The organism is Acidicapsa ligni (assembly GCF_025685655.1).
GTDB classification, from domain to species: domain Bacteria; phylum Acidobacteriota; class Terriglobia; order Terriglobales; family Acidobacteriaceae; genus Acidicapsa; species Acidicapsa ligni.
Map to the genome: position 1 here is coordinate 941145 of NZ_JAGSYG010000003.1, position 20105 is coordinate 961249.

Consider the following 20105-nt stretch of genomic DNA (forward strand, 5'->3'; position numbering starts at 1 on the left):
ATTGAGTCCGCCTGTCAGAACCATATTCGGGATCTGACAGACGGACTCCTCGCTTCCTGCAATGCTTTCGTTAGAAGTTGAATTTGGCGGCGAACTCGATGGTTCGAGCTTCGTTGACCACCGATGAGATAACCCCAACGGAGGCAGGGTTGGATATGGCCGAGCTTGGGACTCCGAAGTTCGGATGGTTGGCGATATTGAAGACCTCACCACGGAGCTGCAGCTTATAACGTTCACCGATAGAAGTGTTCTTCTCGATGTTCATATCCCAGTTCTGGTAGTTCGGTCCGCGGAGCATGTCGTAGCCCGAGTTACCGAACGTGTAAGGAGCAGGTGCAGCGAATGCTGCCGGGTTGAACCACTCCGCGTTGGTCTTGTGAGACGGATAGATTGCTACTCCAGGAACGCGGTCTGCGCGCCCCGACGCACCGTACACCTGGCTGCCAGGTGCGGTATATGTGACGGAAAACGGCTGGCCTGTCTGGAATGATGTGAGACCAGCCAACTGCCATCCACTGATGATTTTGTTTGTGAATTCATTCGCCTTGCTGAACAGTATCTTGTTCCTGCCGAACGGCAGCTCATAGGCGTAGCTGACCTCAAGTGTCTGCGGTGTGATGCTGGAGATCGGACCATAAGAGTCGCCGATCGCTGTCGGATTCTGATGGTTTTCAATACCTAACACGCGTATCCACTGGTACTCGGCATTCACCATCAAGCCGTGTTTATACTGCTTGTGCAGACCGACCTGCAACGAGTTGCCCGTCGTGTGATACAGGGGATCAAAGGTATCCATAATCGTCGAAAAGGGCTGGAATGGCCGACGCGATTGCTCCACGGTTGCTCCAGGCGCCGCATAGTTGATGTCCGGTTCTGTATTGCCGGTGCCGCCGTGATTGTTCTGGTGGATGGTGCGCTGGCCTACGTAACCAATGCGCAGATCAATTGCGCCTGGCAATTGTTGCTCAATCGCGAGGTTGTACTGCTCGGTGTAGGGCGTAATTGGCTTGTGCTCAGCAATCGTCGTAGGATTGGCTGCAACTGAGGGATTTGCAGCAAAGGGCGCATTCATCGTAAGCGTCGGCGATGTGCTGTTTGTATACGAGAGACTGCTGACAAACGGCAGGTTGCTGAATCCGCCGTCTACATAAGACGAGGGCAGCAGGTTGTAGTACTGGCCCACAGCGCCGCGGATGACCGTCTTCGGAAAAAGCTGATAGGCAAAGCCGAAACGCGGTGCGATATTCGTCATTGGCTGACCTAGATAAGCGAACATGCTGGTCGGTAAGCCCACCGTCGGCGCAAGCACCGTATCCGGAATGTAAGCAGCGTTGCTCCCAGCAGGATACGCCTTCGCGAAGACGACAACTTTACCAATGCTAGGCACGAAGAGCGATTCCGTACCATACGGGTTGTCGTGGAAACGTTGCAGATCATACCGAATGCCATAGTTGATCGTCAGCTTGGGCAGCGGCTTCCAATCATCCTGGATGTAGATGCCATACTGGCTCGAATTGAATCGCACTACGTAGTCATGCGGAGTCGCATTGGCCGTCGTGTTTGGGAACCCAAGCAAAAAGTCAGCGTAAGCAATGCCCGTGTACCGCCCTGTAAAGGTGAAGGCGCCATGCGATTGCGAGCTGTCTTGCCAGGAATCGTTGTATAGATAAGAGGCGCCAGCTTTGATAGTGTGCTTCGGAAGAACCTTGGTGAGCGCGGTATTGCCTTGATACGTCTGCTCAAGATTCTTGGAGCCGGCTTCGCTGAAGGCTGTGATGTTGGTAATGTTCAGTGACGGCGCGCCTTCGAGCAGTTGAGGTCCCAAGCCGGGGATTATCGACGAGAAATCGGTCTTGTAGTTCTGCGCATCGCGATAAAGCGGTAAGTGCAGGTAAGAAATATAGCTGTCGAGCAACAGGGTGGGTGAGAACGTATGAGTCCACCCAGCGACAAAGATGTCGTTATGTTCACCATCGCGCGCTACGCCTCCAACAAGACTGGACCCGCTGCCCTGGGTAGCTACGTCTGCAAATGGTCCATAGTACGCTCGAAGCCACGTTGCCCTAATCTGATCGCGATCGTTGACCTTATGATCGAGCCGTAAATTGAAGCGCGTAACTTCGGTAGTGTGTGGAACCAGCTCGAAGGTGTTGACGCCCGTCGTCTGCGTCGTCGACTGAGGAAGCAGCAGGTTCTGCAACTGAACGTCGACCAGGTTGAAAGGAACATTAATCTTGTTTCCAGGGAACGGCTGCTTTGTCAGAGGATTGATGATGACCGTGTTTGGTGCTGAAGGCGTGGCGCAGCTACCTCCAGCCAAAAAGCAACTGAAGTCTCCATTACGCTCGGCTGTCGTAGGCTGGGTGCTGGTAAGGGGATTGGATTGGGTAAGATGGAATCCCTCGTAGCTGGCAAAAAAGAAAGACCTGTCTCTGCCGTTGTAAAGATGAGGGATATAGATAGGCCCGCTAAGGTTCCCACTGTATTCGTTGCGCTGGTAGGGAGGCCGTGCTGGGGCAGCAGGAGCCGCACCAAAGAAGTAAGGCTTTGCCCCCGTCCCGCGGCTCCGATTGAACTCCAACGCTTCGCCATGCAACGCATTGCCACCGCTGGCACTCACAATAATGACCTGGTTAGGTTGATTAAACTCTGCGGGTGCACCCTGCGTAATGACCTTGAACTCGGCCAGTGCGTCGAGCGGTGGCACTTCGCCTTCTCCACGCTGCAGTTCGATCTCCTCATTGGTAACGCCGTCGAGAGTAAAGCCGACGTCTCCATAGGAGTTGCGTTGGTTCGTACCAAAAGCAAGTGTCACACCACGGACCGGCACTTGATCCTGGGCAGCGACGTCCTGCACGCCGGGTACAAGGTTAATGAGGCCGAGAATGCTCACGTGGCCATTCAGCGGAGTGTTCTGGATGGTGGCACTGTCAACGACCAGCCCTACAGAGGAGGTCTCGGTCTGGATGACAGGATCTTCTCCAGTCACGGTCACCGTTTGCTGGTTCGATCCGACGGTTAGCTTGGCATCGATCTTCGCCACCTGATCGATTGCAAGCGTGAAACTGTCCTTCTGAAAGACTTCAAATCCAGTCTTCTCCACTCGGAGGCTATACATGCCTGGGGGCAGTTGTGTAACGGTATAGGACCCAACGTCGGAACTGGTTACGGTATGGATCGCGTTCGTATCGATCTGACGAATCGTTACAGTTGCTCCGGATATCGTGGCTCCACTCGCATCGGTTACCGCACCCGTAATAGATCCCGTAATACCCTGGCCCAACAAATTCGAACCACCTGCAAGGGCCAGTATGAATAGCAATCCACAATGAAGAGCAAAGTACCTTCGTATTCGACGGCTCATAATCTTCTTAAGTTCTTTTGGCATCTCCAACAACAGCGCTTTCATCCCATCTCCTTTTTTCTTTTGGCCTGAGGTTTCGCACAAGTGCGAAAAAGAGACTCACCTGCAGTCCTGATGAATTCGAGTATTCGGTGGAGGCTATCCGGGCGGTAGGGGTTTTCCTTGTGTAGATAAATTGACACATTGTGGCCAAGCTATCGTCTGTAGAATCAACAAAAAATGTTCTGTGTTTTGCGTGTGCATACATGTGTACGATAGCGGCAAATGCTTTGATTTACCCAGCATTCATCAAAGCACCTTACACTTTATTCAAGAAGCGAGTTTGAATCCCGCCATGCAAACCTTGGAGTCATCACCAAAGATCGTCGCGGGCATTGTTCCAGACACGAAAGTCGCACTTACCACCGACGCGGCCTTGCATGCGAAGGATCCCCGCTGGCAACTTGCGCAACGAATTGCAGCTAGTGGCAGCCTGGGACGTTCACGTCTTCTTACCGACTTTCTGCTCTATATTGTTGATCGCCACATCCACGATCGCACTGACGAGATTACAGAGCAACAAATCGGAATTCTAGTATTCGGAAGAGCCGAAGGCTACGATGCGAATGACGATAATATCGTTCGCAGTTACGCGAGAAACCTGCGTAAACGAATCGGAGAGTACTTCGCCACTGAGGGTAAAGAGGAATCACTACGGCTCGAGATTCCTCGTGGTGGATACACTCCATCATTCTCCGTTGTTAGATCAGAACCAGAATCACCAACGAAGAATCTGAATCTTCCACGGCCCATCCTTCCGCAGATAAATGACGACGCAGATATAACCTCAGACGCTTCCTCTATACCAGAATTAGAAGCACACCCTCTGACTCTGTCTCCAACTGTTGAGGCACCCGCGATACTTCCCTGGCACATCGCATTCGGTGCGGTCCTTCGCAAATACGGAGTAGTTCTCGCACTCTGTATCGGTATCCTTCTGGGGCTGGGTGGCACCGCTTTGCGACCGCTGCCATTCCTTAAGCGCGCATTTCCTCCACCCTCTGAAGCTGCATCGATTGGCCTATGGTCCCAGATATTCAGCAACGATCGAGACACCTTCATCGTGCCTTCGGACGATGGCCTGATCATCATGCAAAGACTTACCGCGCGCCCGGTCCCCATCTCGAGCTATGTCAATGGAAGTTATCGAACCGATGTCAAAACGGAAGGAGATTCGGGCGCTCCCGAGATCCTCAAACTCGGTGGTCGGCGTTATACCAGCGTAGTCGATCTGGCTTTTGTCGCTCACATAGCTCAATTGGATGAAGTCGTACCCGAACGCATGGTGATCCGATATGCACGAGACCTGCGCATGGACGACCTCCGAACCGGGAACGCTATTTTAATCGGTTCTACCGAAGCCAATCCTTGGATCCAACTATTTCAACCTCACATGAACTTTCATTTCAGCATCAATCCGGGTTCTAACACACCATCCGGAATACTCAACTTACATCCACGGGCCGGGGAGAACACCCTCTATGGCACTGCGGACGAGAATCGCACCTACGGTCTCATCGCCTATGTGCCGAATCTCACGTCTACAGGGCATGTCCTGATCGTTGGCGGACTGAACACCGCCGGCACCGAAGCAGCAACTACCTTCCTGCTCACCCCATCGCTGATGATGCCAACGCTACAACGTGCAAAAATAGCTCATGGTGGCCTTCAGTCATTCGAAATGATTGTAGGCGCCGCCAATATTGCTACAAATGCATCGGCCCCGCAATTAATCCTGGAACGAATAGGTCTCCCCTAAACCGTATCGACACATTCACTTTTGCAATAGGAAGATCGCAGCTTGGGAAAAAGCCTACAGTGCTTCTTGAGATAGATTGTGCCCTATACCTTCGTCTTCAATCTCATCAGGATTGAAGAACGCCACTAAGCGCAAGCGACCGATTGTGAGATTCCGGAGAGAAAATGTCCGGCAGGACATTTGTGTCCACCGTAGATCGCCTCGGCGACTTGGAAAATCCAAGCTTTTCCATGCGTGAGATCAAAGTTGTGCGTGGTATCCCAAGCTTCGCGGCGGCTCCATTACTGCCGCCGATGGTCCAATTGGTTTCATGGAGAGTTCGATGAATATGGGCTCTTTCCGCATCGGCAAGTGTAACGACATCTCTTGTTTGAGGGACAGGGGCGATGAACCTGAGATCCCTCTCGCGTGGAGTGAGAACATCGCCGGAAGATGTGATCAATGCGCGTTCCACAAAGTTCTGAAGTTCGCGAATATTGCCAGGCCAATGGTACTCGGTCAACCGCTCGATAAGCTCGTTTGGAATATGGATCACATGCCTTCCAAGCCGTTCATTAAACCGATTGACGAAACAACGAACCAGCAATGGGATATCGCCTTTGCGTTGTCTGAGAGGCGGAAGTGCGATAGGAAAGACGCTCAATCGGTAGTAGAGATCCGCTCTAAAGGACTTCTCCTCGACCATTTGTTGAAGATGAAGATTTGTAGCAGCAATAATTCGCACATCAACTTGTGTTGTTCGGCTGCTGCCGACCCGCTCGAACTGCTGCTCCTGGAGAACGCGTAAGAGCTTCGGCTGCAATTCCAGTGGCATATCACCAATCTCGTCGAGAAATAACGTCCCTCCATGAGCCGTCTGGAACCGGCCAATCGTCCGTTCGACCGCACCGGTGAAAGCCCCTTTCTCATGTCCGAACAACTCGCTCTCAAGCAGCGTAGATGGGATTGCAGCGCAGTTGATCGCAACGAATGGCTTATTACGCCTCGAACCGTTGTCATGAACTGCTCTCGCCACAACCTCCTTCCCTGTGCCGGTCTCTCCTTGAATCAAGATGGCGCAGTTCAGTGGGGCTACCATATCTATGTCTTCTATCACGCTGCGAAATGTATTGCTTGAACCGATTAGATTATTCGAGAACATATTTTTATCCTTGCCGGTGTGATCAGATCACGAGCCGATTCACTGACTCTTACATAATCCACGACAGCTACGACAAACGGTTTGGATTGCTCGGCCAATACCATTACTCCCAGCTACAGCGTCATCGTAGCTCGGCCAGAAGAGGTTGCCAATCATCACTTTGTATAGATGATCCTCATGCAAACACAGAGGTTGGAGCCAGGTCTTCAACCCTCATAAGCCCGCGAGTACGGAGACGAAGGTTGGGAGACGAAACATCTCACTCAAAGCGAATCTTCGCCATCATGCCTTTATCTTCATGCTTGAGCAGATGGCAATGGAAGACGGAGATACCCCGAATGATTGGATCCATAAAATCCATAATGAGGTCGAGAGATTGGCCCGGCTCTAAATTAACTGTATCCATCCATTTCGGGTTGCTGATAGACGTTCCATCGTTTCCATAAACAAGAAAGTGCACTTGATGGATATGAAAAGGATGGACCTCGTGTGTGCGATTCACCACCTGCCAATGGACATAGCTGCCCGTCTTAACAGTCACCATAGGATCATCGGATGGTTGGTACTTCTTGTTATTGATGTAGAAGCCATTTTTGTCTTCTGTGAAATTCACGACGAAAGCAGCATCGCGCTTCTCCAAGTCCTTTACGGCCTGGGAGGAAAGATGTCTATAAACAGCCTTCTGAGAATCTGCCGCTCCATGTTTGCTGCGCGTTGGTGCATCCTGCCGCCCGGCAGGGTCCAGATCCGCAATCACCATCGCTGGATTCGGGTCTCCGTCTGGGCCTGTGTTTACGCAAAGGCTTCGGAGGGACGCCTTCGCACCAGAGGTAGAACCGGTCACAATCACTTCAAGTCGCCCTGCTGGAGCTAATAAAACATGCTGCGCCGACTCAGTAGGGCGATCGGGATTGTGATAACCGAGAGGCATTCCATCGAGTGCCACTGTGATCATGTCTTCTGAGTCGATCATGAGATCTGCATAGAGATCAGGAGAGGCATTAACAATGCGCCAAAACTGTTTCTCGCCGGGTGCAATTGCTATCTTCGGCCGCACTGCTCCATTGACCGTAAAGATTCTTCCGGGATCTCCGGTTGCTTCTCCACAAGTAGTTTGCGAAATATCAACTGCTGCTGTGAGGCGCTTCGAAGCTTCATCGCCTTGATGAAGCTCAGCGTCGCGCAGGATCAGTATTTGTTCTTTGAGTCCGCGGAGTTCAGGAACATACCGCTCGATGCCTTCGACAACGATGGCCCCTGACATTCCATCAAGATCCTGCTGATAGCTCTCACCGTGAGGGTGAGTATGGTACCAATAAAGCCCCGACGGCTGATTGAGCGGTATATCCACCGTGTAGCGAAGCGATTCGCCAGGCATTGCCATCATCGATATGACATCGTCTTGCGGAGATTCGGGAGAAACATGCAGCCCGTGAAAATGAAGATTACTCATGTTCATGCATGGACCGTCTACGCAAACTTCGCCCGATGAAGCTCGCATACGATTCAAATACGTTATACGGAGTTTTTGACCGGGCGATACGCGAATAACTGGAGGGACTTCCCTGCCCTCGAAAGAGAACGCTCCGCGCCCCGAGACTGGATCGTTCACCGCACTCAACACCAATGGCGTTCGCACATCAGGAGGTTTGGGTAACGGTACTCCAATTGGAGGCAATGCAGCCTGAGCCGATAGAATCTCGCCAGCAAGCGCAAAAGCGCATGCGAATAACCCTAAGGTTCTCAGGGCGCGTCCGAGCGAACGTGTTTTCATCGTACCCTTTCCGAAATTGAATAGCATTGGACTGCGCAATCGGAGAGCCACATGACTGGACTCGTACATGCAGCTCGTGCCTGATAACGACAACACTTAGATGACCCCTTGATTCTCTGAGGGAATCTTCATCACTTGTGCTTTGTCGATGTTCAGGTGCGCTTTGAGCATCTCGCTCGGAACACGCCTTAGCCATTGGTTCAGCGATATATCCTGGAACTCATCCGTGGCGAATGTCTCAAGAAACACGAGGTCCGTGTCGCCGGTGTTTTCGATGTAATGTGGTGCGTTATTGGGAACATAACCCACATCATTGGCATTGAAGTCCATCGTGCGAGCATTGTCGACCGGGAAAAAAACGGTCATGCGGCCCTTCCCCGCAATATAGAACTGCCACTCTGAGTCATGCGGATGCCAATGCATCTCGCGCATACCACCTGGCTTCACCGTAACCAGCGCAGCTGCGATATGTTTTGAGACCGGGAAGTTTTTCGAATCTACGATGCGTACTTCCCCGCCCTTACTGGATTTCGTTGGCGCCATAGATTTGAGATGGAAGGTGTACTGGCTGTGAGCCGCGACCGATTCTCCACCGATTTCTGCCTTGTCCGCAGCAAGCGAACCCGGTTCTTTCCCCGGAAAAATGTAGAGCGGCGCCTTTGGAGCATTGGCGAACGCGTCTGCATCCAATCCAGTATTCTTCGCAAGAACCTCGGGCGGAGTATGAGCGAGCCACTCAGAGAGGAGCATCGTTCCATCCTCAGAGAAGCCACCCTGATTAAATACGAGCAGGAACTCCGTTCCGTCGGGACCAAGACCCTGGATAGAGTGCGGATGTCCAGCCGGAAAAATCCAGAGATCACCCTCCTCCACGTCGCCGATGAACATATTTCCATCGGGCTGCATCACGGTAACGCGGGCCTTGCCATAAAGAACGTACGCCCATTCGTCCGCTGTATGCCAGTGCATCTCACGATAACTGCCGGCGGTGAGGCGCATGTTTACGCCCGCGATGTCTTTTGAAGAGGGCAGCACGCGCTCAGTCACTTCGTGGGTCCAACCACCCTCTTCGACACGCTTCTTGACGAGATCGAAGGAATACCACATCGGCATAACATCGCCATGATCGGTTGGCGGCGGAGTATTAGAGTTTGGGTTCAGGGCCAAAAGCCCCTTGTTCTCCTGTCCTGGATCACTGGACGAGTGATCCTGCTCGGCTTTCTGAGTGCTTACTTTTTCTTGGGCATGAGCAGTCAGGCCTGCGAATGCAGCTGTGGCCAGCGCTGCAGAACTTAGCCCTAGAAAGCTGCGGCGGTTTGGATGCTCCAGAGAGATTAAATCGTCTGTACGGTCATTCATCATCGCAACCTTTCGTCATAAGGAATAAATGGCATGTGAAACGATTCTGACAGTAGCGATACAGAACGGAAATGACAACTATCTCTTTATATATATCCGCCCATAGAATCGTGACAACAGCTATTGTGGTCCATCAGCCCAGGAAGAAGAGGCTGCTCACAGCCACTGGGCGCCGAAGGCACACGGCTTCAGCCATTTGGAAGTTACATCGAACTATGGCAGAGTTCTCTTCTGTTTAATATTGAATCCAAACTATCCCGTAAATAGAGCGGAGGTAAATCGCTCATCGATTAAGTTACCTTTGAGAACATTCTGATAACTCACTGCACAAAGCTACTATCAATAGACTTTGTGACAACGACTTGAAAATCTTTCCAAGCACAGGGAGCGTCCTCTCGTGCTCGACTGCACGCTGGTAAAAATAAGGACGCCTTGCTCGGGGGCGCAACGAGCGACAGCGGCAAACCGCTCCGCATCTGATTCGGAGTCTGTACAGTGTAGTAAGCTTTGACGAAATCTCCCTGACCAGCTCTCTGCCAAAGCTCAAAAACCAGGGCACCTCCAGGTGCTGCATCGTCCCGTTGATAGCCATTTATCAGCCAATGAAGGTCAAGTAACGCGGCAACATTTGCAATGTTTGTGTCATGTCCTACGAGGAGTGTCAGCTTATCGCCAGGAGTGCCAATCGCGCCTGTGACTGGCGTTCCATCTTCTGCCTGCTCCAGTGTTCTCAATATATGATTGAGAAGATTCGAGGCTTTTACACGTGCGACATACGGTGTGCGCTGAATCAACTCCGATGAAGCAGCATGCAGTGCCATGAAGGCTCGCATCTTGTCTTCATCCACACGGCCCCAACCCACATTTGTAGTTGGCATCCCCTCCAGATACTCCAGCTGAAAATCTTCAGCGAAAGTCGCCGCAGTGGTTAGTGGCCCCTTGATATCCGTCAAATGATCGCCACTTCCCTGCATCATGGATGCAGGAATTCCAAGCAGATCTTTCTTGCCCTCAGGTTTGCAATCATGCGCAGTGCACCCAATGAGTATCTGCTGCATCGCCTCTAATGACATTTGATAAGCCGGCAGCAGTGCTGCAGCATCGCCGCCCATTCGTCCTGCAACCGCGGAGTAGGCAAGTTGAGGATCTGGCTTGCCAATTCTCCCTCCTGGATGAAATGTTGCATCCTGCGTTCCAAGGGCTGCCGAATGAATATCGACCGTACAGCCCGATAACAATCCATCCGCAAGACCTCGGCCTGTTTCCAAAGTACGCTGATCTGTATCTGCATAGATAAAGACTGCCTTTGCATCGGCACATCCCTCCGAAGACAATAAACCTTTTGCCTCAAATGAAGCACGATAATAACTACCAAACTGGGTCATCAACATTTTTCCGTGCGCTGTAAGAAGGCCAGGAGCCACGGGCCATACCGGCCACGGATCCTTCGCATATTCATCCAGGCGTGTATTTGCCCAGGTTGGAGAACGAACACCATGACGCGTGAGAATAAGCACAAATTTAAGATGCTCATCAGGGCTAGTCTTCACCTGCGCATTGGATAGCTTATAGCCCGCCAGGATGAAGCATAAATAAAACAGGCATAGCAGTATCTTTTTCAAATCACATCTCCTTGAAACACATAGACTCTACCGGACAGCTTTACGGCAATTTATCTAACTAAAGCAGCGGTCAATTGATATCATCGTGCGCCGGTTTGATATACGCGCACTTCAGCAGGAAATGTCGTACCGGGAATGCCGATATAGAGTGACCGCTGCGAAGGAACAAGCAAACCTGTTTTCGCTCCAGCGACAGTCCCGGTTACAGCAAGTGCTTCCAGCTTTCCGTCGGCTGAGACAGCAAAGGTATCCACTGCCCCGGAACCCGTAATCAAATAAGCGCGATGTGTCGCTGGTTCATAAAATAGATCATCCGCACCGGTATCCGATGGAGCGCTTGCGATTTCCTTTCCGGTCTTCCCATTCAACACCAGAAGCTTGGCAGGCGTCCGGCAACCAACGAGCAAGAGATCATCCGCTACATCGTAAGCGAGTGGAGTATTTCCTTTAGCGCCATTTAGCTGCCACTTGTTTACAACTGCATGACTCCTGCCATCGATTACCACGACTTGTCCGGCATCACTGATGTTTACAAAAACGCGATGCCCTGTCTCATCAAGTTCCAGTGCTTCGGGATGTGCAGCAACGGCTATGTTTGCAATCAGCGAAAGACTTTCTCCATCAATGATGGCGACAGATGCCGGATTCGCAGTATCACTTCCACCGTGTCCGACATATAGAACATTAGTGGCATTATCGTAAACAAGATCGTCCGCATCATCGGAAAGCTTGATAGACCTGATCAGCTTGAGTGGAGAACCTTTAAAAACGTTCAACTCTGCCTTCTCTCCATCGGCAACAAACAGAAGACCTTTCTGAGCCACCCATGCGAGTCCATGAGGTTTGCCCAGGCCTGCAATGCTCTGCAGCTTCGTTCCTGTGGCCAGGTCTACCACTTCTACTGTCTTGTTGCCAGTAGCCGCCGCGAATAAACGATGTCCAGCTTCGTCTACAGCAAAGTGGTCGAATTTCCCTTTTACGCCAGTTAGTGGAATAGTGCGTTGAAGAGTGATTGGCGATTCTGCATGGATCTGAATAAGACCGATTCCACAAACTGCTATACAAACAGCGATCACTGAATTTCTAATCACAAAATACCTCCAGGTCACATGAGATCATGTAGACCTATGGCCATTGGGAATAACAATGGATGATATCTGCTTCATCCGCTAAGTGAGGCTACGATGAAAGCCTCAATTACGGCTTTCATCGTAGTTATTTCTTACTCACTGTGATGAAGGTTCCAGCGAATTCCACCCTGATATGTCGGCTTGTAATATTCACGCTGAGTAAGGTACTGTGGGCTACCGTTGAAGAAACCGAAGACTTCGTTGTTCATGTTTAGCCCTGAAGCCAGAACAGTGAATCCTTTGCCGATATAGTAAGTCGCCTGGGCATCGATCTGAGTATGGGCATAAAAGTAGTTATCTCCGGTAGGACCAGTAACCCCAAGCTGAGCTATCGATTGCCCTGTCTGCTGATATTGATAGACATATATGTTTGACCCGTTATGAGAAGCTGCCACAGTAATCAGGGCGCGTTTGGTTGCATATGCTGGCGCGATATTCCATGAATAGGGAGCTTGTCCTACCAGTGCCGGATTATCACTGCGACCTGGGAGGTTATAGTTCTTTGAGGATGTGTAAGTAAAGTTGGCGTTGATCCGCGCCCCGCTCAGAACACCTGGAAGGAACCTCAAATGCTGTTGATACGCTAACTCAACACCTTGCACATAGGCGTGATCGCCATTGACTTCCTGTAAAACTAGATCCCCAGCATAGGCCTGCGATAAGGGAGATCCCGTTGCGGGGATGATCGATTGCCGGCTAAAGATGGGACGCGTAATCTGCTTGTAGAAATAACCGGCCTCGATCATGCCTACGGATGGAAGATATCGCTCATAGAGTAGATCGTAGTCGTTCGCATGTTCGGCTACCAGGGATGGATTACCGATGCCGATCGTGTAGGGATTGGTGGACTGATCCTCTGTAACGTAAGAAACAAGTTGATATGGATCAGGACGGGACATACCTCTTCCGTAGACTGCACGGATATCGGAGTTAGCGTCAATCTTATAGCGAAGCTGCGCACTTGGTAACGGATTTACATAGGATCCACTTCCATGCTGCGGCGTTGTCGACACATAATTTCCGTTTGCATCATTTACCACGAGATAACCGGTGTTTGAGGTTTGAGTCCCCTCAAAGCGCAGACCTGTTTGCAGATGAAAGCGGCCAAACTCGATCGTATTCATGATGTAGCCTGCAGAGACCCGTTCTTGCAGGTTATAGTTGGCTGCATCCGACTGCAGGTGAGTCGTCCCTTCGTCCAGGCTAAAATTTTCTGGGTTAGCAGCAAGATCTCCGGCAATCGCGGCAAAGTTGGTGACAGGCCCCAGATGATAACTTCCATCATAAAAATGGTTGTTCACAAAAGAGCTTAGATACTGGGTCATAGGCGTGCCGTTCGAGGAATCATACTCAGGAGAGTAGGCATCCTGCCCCTTATGCTCATTGCGAAATTGCCCACCGAATTCAAGCGTCGACGCGTGCGATCCAAGATGGTAGTTAATGCCCATAGCCCCACCTGCCTGCAGGTTAAGCTGCGTAGCCTGCCCGAAGGTAAGATCAATCGTATCCAAAAAATATTTAGTTGGATCGTAGATCTCGTTTCCTGCTACGGCGCAGCTAAATTGAGGCCGATATTGACTAGGCCCGGGCACATACTCGCAATCATCACCAATCGCGCTGTGCTTTGCGACCTTAAACTCCGCGCCGGGGTTGCCTGCGGCTCCTCCAAAACGAGAGTGCGCAATTGCGATCTGATACCTGAGAAAAGAATGATTAAAGACCTGGTTACCACCAATAGCCAGATCTTCGATCTGCAGATTAGGGCGACGAATACTCGTCTTGAATTTTGGGTTGTCCTCTACTGTTAATTGGTAAGCATATTTCTGACCGTAGTCTCTGAAGTTAGAAAATAGTCCATGCACATACAAGTCGGAGTTCTCATTCAGCTTGTAGTCAAGAGCACCGGCAAATCCGTAACGCGTTCGATCATAGAGATACTGCTGAATATCCTCCGAACCAAAGGTCTTCTCACCCGTTAAAGGTGAGATACCAGGAACGGGCTCAACATCGTCAATGCCGCGCTCATTGGCGTCATAACTATAGCCAAGCATCAGGCCAAACCGCTTGCCAGGACCATGGCTTTCGCTAGGACCAAAACGAAAACCTGCCGTGGAATTAATCGCGAATGATTTACGACCGTTTGCAATTGGCGTATAACCATCGATGCCCTGGATCGAAATAGTTGGTTTGTCTGTAGTCGCCTGCTTGATGCGTAGATCTACAGAGCCACCAATTGCGTCTCCATCCTGGCTTGCAGAGAGTGTCTTGTTGATTGCTACGGAGCCTACCAGACCTGCCGGAATTGTATCGAGATCTACCTGACGAACCGCAGGATCAGGGCCGGGCACAATCACTCCATCGATCGTTGTGTTGCTCAGCCTAGGTTCAGTGCCGCGGATCTGTACATACTGGCCCTCGCCCTCATTGCGCTGCAACGTCACTCCCGGCAAGCGGCCCAAAGCATCCGCGACGTTCTGGTTCGGCAGGCTTTGAATCTGCACGTCCGTTTCTACGTTCAGAATGTTTTCGGATGTGCGCTGCTCGTTGATCGCTGCTGCATCTCCGACCACATCTCCATTCACCACCACTTGCTGACTATTGGACCCAACATTCATCGTAGTATTCAACTGAACGTTCTGGCCTTGGGCCACAACTACAGACGAAACCGAGTTACCAAAACCGATATAAGACACGGTCAGGGTGTAACTGCCAGGTTTTACATTCTGAATTGAGAAGTTTCCCTGGGCATCCGATACTGCTGTCGCCGATGTAGGCTGCAGTGCTATCTGCGCTCCTTGAAGAGCAGCTCCGGATGTATCTTTCACGACGCCGCTGATGCTGCCATTCTCGCCATCGACTGACTTATCGACCTCCGCGGAGTGAAGCAGCGATGGAATACAAACAAAGAGCAAGAAAAGAGATAAGAGCGATAGAACGCGCAATTTCATGCTGAATAGTCTCCCGATCAAACTGCGCTCATTTTCCGAGAGTACAAAAGGCTGCTTCGGTTGAGCGTGATCTGTTGCAAGCTTTAGCTATGGCTGTAAACCTCTGTTCACGAAACGATAAATAATTTCTAAGGTAGAAATCGTCTATCTGAAGCTAAGAGCCCACCACCATGAAAATGTCGTGAATAATATTCCAGTACAGGCCAATCGATCGAATCATGGCTTCCAACCTGAACTCATTGTATTTACAGTGTGAATTAGATTGATAGGCATGTCCTGCAGCATGTCCTGCAACGGCCTGCTCCTCCACCTGGCGGCGATGTGAGGGTTCCCTGCGCATTCTAATTATCGAAGATGACCCGCGAATGCTGGAGCTTCTCTGCCAAGGTCTACGCGATTCGGGCCACACCGCTATGCCCGCATCCGACGGGGACGCTGGGTTGGAGCTTGCGATCAACTTTGACTTTGACGCAATGGTTCTCGATATCGGCCTGCCTGGACGAGACGGTTACAGTGTTGCGATCGCCCTGCGCAAACAGAAGAAATCTGCTCCGATCATCATGCTGACAGCACGCGACGCCGAGGACGATATCATTCGCGGATTTGATCTCGGCGTCGATGACTATCTAACCAAACCATTTTCGTTCCGGGAACTGCTTGTTAGATTGGAAGGGCTCACCAGGTCTTCGCGTCCAACGAGTGCAACACCTGCCTTGTTACTCGATCCCATACGACTTACAGCGCAACGCGATGGAGAAGTTATCCGCCTGACTCGCTCCGAATACCTGCTGCTGGCCTCTTTGAACGATCACGACGGAGCGCCTACGACCAGGCAGGAACTCACGGAGGCAATCTGGGGGCAGGATCAAACAGTTACACCCAATACGCTCGATGTGCTGGTAAATGCGCTTCGCAGTAAACTTGACGCCCCTTACAAACACAAATTACTTCACACTGTGCGTGGCGTTGGTTATCGTTTGCAAACCACCTTCTTCGAGGCCAGGTCTGAAGAAATGCAGCTGCAAAAAGGACTCCCCTCGTGAAGTCTCTCCCGATACGCTTGAAGCTTACTCTGTGGTACTTCGTAATGTTTGTGAGTGCTGCGCTCCTGCTAAGTCTGACGAGTTGGTGGATGCTCCGTCGTACGATCGATGCCACCATCCATCAGGACCTGCAGGAGAGAGTAGATGATGTTCGCATCGAGATTCAGCATCTCGGCCCGCACTTCACACTCGACAAAGCTCAGGAACACTTTGAGTCGGTATATCGTGATCGCGATGAAGGAAAATGGCTTCAGATTAGGGATCAAAATGGCCAATGGATTTATCGTTCATCCCGCATGGCTTACTTTAATGTGCCGTTGTCTTTCACACACGACCATCCTGCAACAGGAGATTTATCTGAATTCATTCTAGGCGGTCACCCAGTACGGGCACTTTCCATCGCTCTGTTTATCAATGATCAAAGATATACCGTAGAGACGGGCATCTCGATGAACAAGCCCCGTATCCTTCTCCATAATTTCGGCATCTGCCTCCTTCTACTTACACCAATCGTCGTAGTGGTAGCGGCGGCGGGAGGTCATCTCATGAGTCGCAAGGCGCTTGCCCCTGTAAATCGTATAGCGCAAGAGGCACGTCGAATCTCCGACAAAAATCTCGATACTCGCCTGCCTGTATCTACCACCAAGGATGAGCTCTCCTTTCTTTCCATCACTCTGAACAATATGTTGGCACGCATCGACGCTGGATTTCGCAGCGTTAAAGACTTCACGGCGAATGCCTCTCACGAACTTCGCACTCCACTCGCGCGCATTCGCACAGAAGCCGAGATCGCCCTTTTGCGGCCACGAGAAGTAGGCGAATATCGAGAGATACTGGAACATATGCACCAGAGCTCGATCGAGATGTCGGTCCTTGTCGATAACTTATTAACACTTGCCCGCGCAGAAGCCGGCACAGAAATTTTTCGCCTCACGCCGATCGATCTTCAGGTGATAATTGCAGAAATAGCACAGGAATGGAGACCGATCACCGAGCGACTCTCGATCAACCTCTACACTAATTTCCAGCATTCGACTACAAACCAGGAAGCTGTTTTTGTACTCGGAGATCGCCTGTCGTTACTGCGGATTTTGCGGATCTGGCTTGATAATAGCTGCAAATTTACTGCAGCGAACGGCTCCATCACAATCGAAGCGGTGATGAATGTGTCATCCGCTACCCTGGCTGTTATTGATGACGGTATCGGTATAGCGCCTGAGCATCAAAAGCACATTTTCAATCGGTTCTACAGGGTAAAGGGCGATACATCCGAACAAAGCGTTGGCGCCGGTTTAGGACTTACACTCGCCGAGTGGATCGCGGATCAACATAAAACACACATCATCGTCGATAGCGTGCCTGGGCATGGATCGCGATTTCAGATGTGTCTGCCCCGTGTCGGTAATGAGGTATCTGCACTGAAACCTGCTGTTTTGGACATGATCAAATCGCTTCCCAAAAGTTTAACTCTTTGACCTATAAACGATGTGAAGGCGCCGCGTCTTCAGGGGTAGTCGCAGCGTTTACGGATCGGAGTGCCGCAAGAGCTGAGTTTGGTTCAGCTGGAAAATTGTTGCGATGATCCGCTAGATAGCGATGGACATCCGCGATGACAACGGAACCTTCGCCAACAGCAGACGCTACGCGTTTTACGGAATTGGAACGAACGTCTCCTACGGCAAACATTCCGGGTAAGCTTGTGGCGTAGGGCGTGCTCTCGAAGCCGTCTGTACCGCCTGTGAGAATGAAACCCTTCTTATCCAGCCGTACTGTACCAAAGAGCCATCCCGAGTTTGGTTCGGCACCGATCATAACGAATACAGTCCCAATTGGCTTCACGATGGACTCACCTGTTTCTCGATTAGTCCAGGTGACGTATTCGAGATAAGGATCTCCTTCGAGCTTCACAATTTCTGCTTGAGTATAAAGCGAGATGCGTGACGAGCTTTCGAGGCGAGAAATAAGATACTGCGACATCGTGCTTGCCAGCGATTTACCGCGAATGATGTGGTGTACATGTTTTGCGATGCCCGATAGAAATAAAGCAGCCTGCCCGGCTGAGTTGCCCCCGCCTACGACAACAATCTCTTTTTCGCGGCAAAACATTGACTCCATCGCGGTTGCCGCGTAAAAGATCCCGCAGTTTTCATACTGGCTGTAGTTATCTACCGAAAGCTTGCGATATTGTGCTCCCGAGGCCACAACAACAGATCTTGAATAGACTGGAATGCCGCCCGCAAGTGTCAGCTTGTGGATGCCATTGCTCTGCTCCGCAGTGATGGTCTGCCTGGAGATCGCGATGCGTACTCCAAACTTCAACGCCTGCAACTGGGCACGGTTTGCAAGCCGCTGGCCGGAGATTCCTGTTGGGAAACCAAGGTAGTTTTCGATTTTGGAGCTTGTGCCTGCTTGTCCGCCTGAAGCTGTACTTTCAATAACGATGGTGCAGAGCCCCTCCGACGCAGCATAGACAGCAGCAGCGAGGCCCGAAGGGCCAGCACCGACAACTGTCACGTCGTAGATCATCTCTGGATCAGGCAGTTCAGTAATGCCCAGTTCATCCGCAAGCTGTGTGATGGTGGGCCGATGCAAGATGCGGCCATCAAAAAGAATCGCCTCTGGCAGAGTGGATTCAGGATTGGATAGGCCATCATTCAGCAGCGGGCCTTCCTCAGCATGCACCTCCACAATCCTGTGCGGATAGCTGTTACGAACAAGAAAGCGTTGGATTACTGTAACCTCGGCATCGTTGGCAAGCCCCCTCAATGTAATGCCCGCGTTTTCCTCGCCAAGCATGCCAATACGACGCCAAGCAACTGCTGAGGTGACGAGATTTGCGATATCACCTTCCGCACGCATGAGTTTCGAGAGCTCTCTGCGTGGTACGCGAAGAAGACGGCTCTCTTGAACTGTTCGTGCTTCTACGAGTGATCCCTGTGAGGTCAGAAGATTAAACTCGCCGGAGAAGTCCAGCCTCCTATGATTCGCTATAACCTTGGAATCACCATTTACGAGGCGCAGAGAGACATCGATCTGTCCTTCGAGCACCACGAACATGTCTATCTGCCGCTCGCCCCAGGTGAACAACGGTACGCCTGCCGGAAAGGTTTCTTCCTGACCATAGGCGCCCAGCCGTACGATCATCTCCTCCGTAAGTTTCGCAAAGGCGAGGTCGGGCCGAAAGTCTGGATTGTTCCATGCAGTGTTCTTGCTCTCAGCGTCGTAGATCATGGCGTTGGATCCCCTTATCTCTTACCTATGAAAACATAGTCGCTACTGATCTCGCTGAGAAAATCCCATTAGAGGACTCGTGTTCAGCGTCATCCCCTTCCGCTGAACACGAATGAACTCGTATGCCTGCTATCGCCAGCCAGGCGTTGATAGGCCGCTGAGTTGTCATAAAGACGGTTGAGAATCGTGCATTAATCCTGCACCTAAGATGGATATCCTCTACGTGCAACGTTTCTTTCCTCAAACGATATTTCTGGAGTACTATCTCACATCGGTATTGCGCACGTTCTCCAGGTCTGGAACCTTCGGCGAGCAGGTCGGTACCTTTCTCCAGAGAAATTCAAAATCCTGAGGGTCCCCTCCCTATACTCTTTCTTGAGAAGTGCCCAGTCCCAATGCGAACTTCCTGTATATCTGTTCCCTGGCTCAATCCACGATGTTCGCAGATCTCTGGAACGTTAAACAAAGAGGTGACAGCACTATGCGATCAATCAAAAAAGCGGATATTCCTGAAGCAAATACAAACGGAATCGAATATATATCGCGTCGGAAAGCTCTTATCCGCGGCGCAATTGTCGCGGCGGGAATCGGTTTGTCCCGGACCGCTTCGGCTCTGTCAATTCAAAGCGAATCCCAATCAGATTCCATCAACATAAAGGGGAAAAGCATGTCTCATCATCTTGACTCACCTATCG

Annotated in this window: 12 protein-coding genes; 4 read left to right on the forward strand and 8 right to left on the reverse strand. The window is 51.1% G+C overall.

The features are described from left to right. Nucleotides 1-70: 70 nt before the first annotated feature. The gene (locus tag OHL19_RS14180) at nt 71-3409 is read right to left on the reverse strand and encodes a TonB-dependent receptor (protein ID WP_263358353.1); all 3339 of its coding nucleotides are present in this window, start codon (nt 3407-3409) and stop codon (nt 71-73) included. Nucleotides 3410-3698: 289 nt separating this feature from the next. Between OHL19_RS14180 and OHL19_RS14185 the strand changes: the two genes are divergently transcribed. Beyond that, the gene (locus OHL19_RS14185; RefSeq protein WP_263358354.1) at nt 3699-5162 is read left to right on the forward strand and encodes a hypothetical protein; all 1464 of its coding nucleotides are present in this window, start codon (nt 3699-3701) and stop codon (nt 5160-5162) included. A gap of 106 nt (nt 5163-5268) precedes the next feature. Here OHL19_RS14185 and OHL19_RS14190 read toward each other — a convergent pair whose 3' ends face one another. From OHL19_RS14190 to OHL19_RS14215, 6 genes are all read right to left on the reverse strand, one after another. Beyond that, nucleotides 5269-6303, reverse strand: a complete 1035-nt coding sequence (locus OHL19_RS14190) for a sigma-54 interaction domain-containing protein (RefSeq protein ID WP_263358355.1) — start codon at nt 6301-6303, stop codon at nt 5269-5271. 259 nt (nt 6304-6562) lie between these two features. After that, the gene (locus tag OHL19_RS14195; RefSeq protein ID WP_263358356.1) at nt 6563-8077 is read right to left on the reverse strand and encodes a multicopper oxidase family protein; all 1515 of its coding nucleotides are present in this window, start codon (nt 8075-8077) and stop codon (nt 6563-6565) included. 96 nt (nt 8078-8173) lie between these two features. Continuing rightward, nucleotides 8174-9439 carry a cupin domain-containing protein gene (locus OHL19_RS14200; protein ID WP_263358357.1) on the reverse strand — a complete coding sequence of 422 codons (1266 nt, stop codon included), beginning with the start codon at nt 9437-9439 and terminating at the stop codon, nt 8174-8176. Nucleotides 9440-9756: 317 nt separating this feature from the next. After that, nucleotides 9757-11058, reverse strand: a complete 1302-nt coding sequence (locus OHL19_RS14205) for a histidine-type phosphatase (protein WP_263358358.1) — start codon at nt 11056-11058, stop codon at nt 9757-9759. An 80-nt stretch (nt 11059-11138) separates the two neighbouring features. Beyond that, the gene (locus OHL19_RS14210; RefSeq protein ID WP_263358359.1) at nt 11139-12149 is read right to left on the reverse strand and encodes a YncE family protein; all 1011 of its coding nucleotides are present in this window, start codon (nt 12147-12149) and stop codon (nt 11139-11141) included. Nucleotides 12150-12280: 131 nt separating this feature from the next. Further along, nucleotides 12281-15136: a TonB-dependent receptor gene (locus OHL19_RS14215; protein WP_263358360.1), complete on the reverse strand. Its 2856-nt coding sequence runs from the start codon at nt 15134-15136 to the stop codon at nt 12281-12283. 347 nt (nt 15137-15483) lie between these two features. Here OHL19_RS14215 and OHL19_RS14220 point away from each other — a divergent pair, with 347 nt between their 5' ends. After that, nucleotides 15484-16179 carry a response regulator transcription factor gene (locus tag OHL19_RS14220; RefSeq protein ID WP_263358387.1) on the forward strand — a complete coding sequence of 232 codons (696 nt, stop codon included), beginning with the start codon at nt 15484-15486 and terminating at the stop codon, nt 16177-16179. 89 nt (nt 16180-16268) lie between these two features. Further along, nucleotides 16269-17654, forward strand: a complete 1386-nt coding sequence (locus OHL19_RS14225) for a sensor histidine kinase (RefSeq protein ID WP_263358361.1) — start codon at nt 16269-16271, stop codon at nt 17652-17654. Between the two features lies 1 nt (nt 17655). Here OHL19_RS14225 and OHL19_RS14230 read toward each other — a convergent pair whose 3' ends face one another. Continuing rightward, the gene (locus OHL19_RS14230) at nt 17656-19410 is read right to left on the reverse strand and encodes an FAD-dependent oxidoreductase (RefSeq protein WP_263358362.1); all 1755 of its coding nucleotides are present in this window, start codon (nt 19408-19410) and stop codon (nt 17656-17658) included. Nucleotides 19411-19891: 481 nt separating this feature from the next. Here OHL19_RS14230 and OHL19_RS14235 point away from each other — a divergent pair. Next, on the forward strand, nt 19892-20105 hold a 214-nt coding region (locus OHL19_RS14235), incomplete at its 3' end, for a hypothetical protein (RefSeq protein ID WP_263358363.1).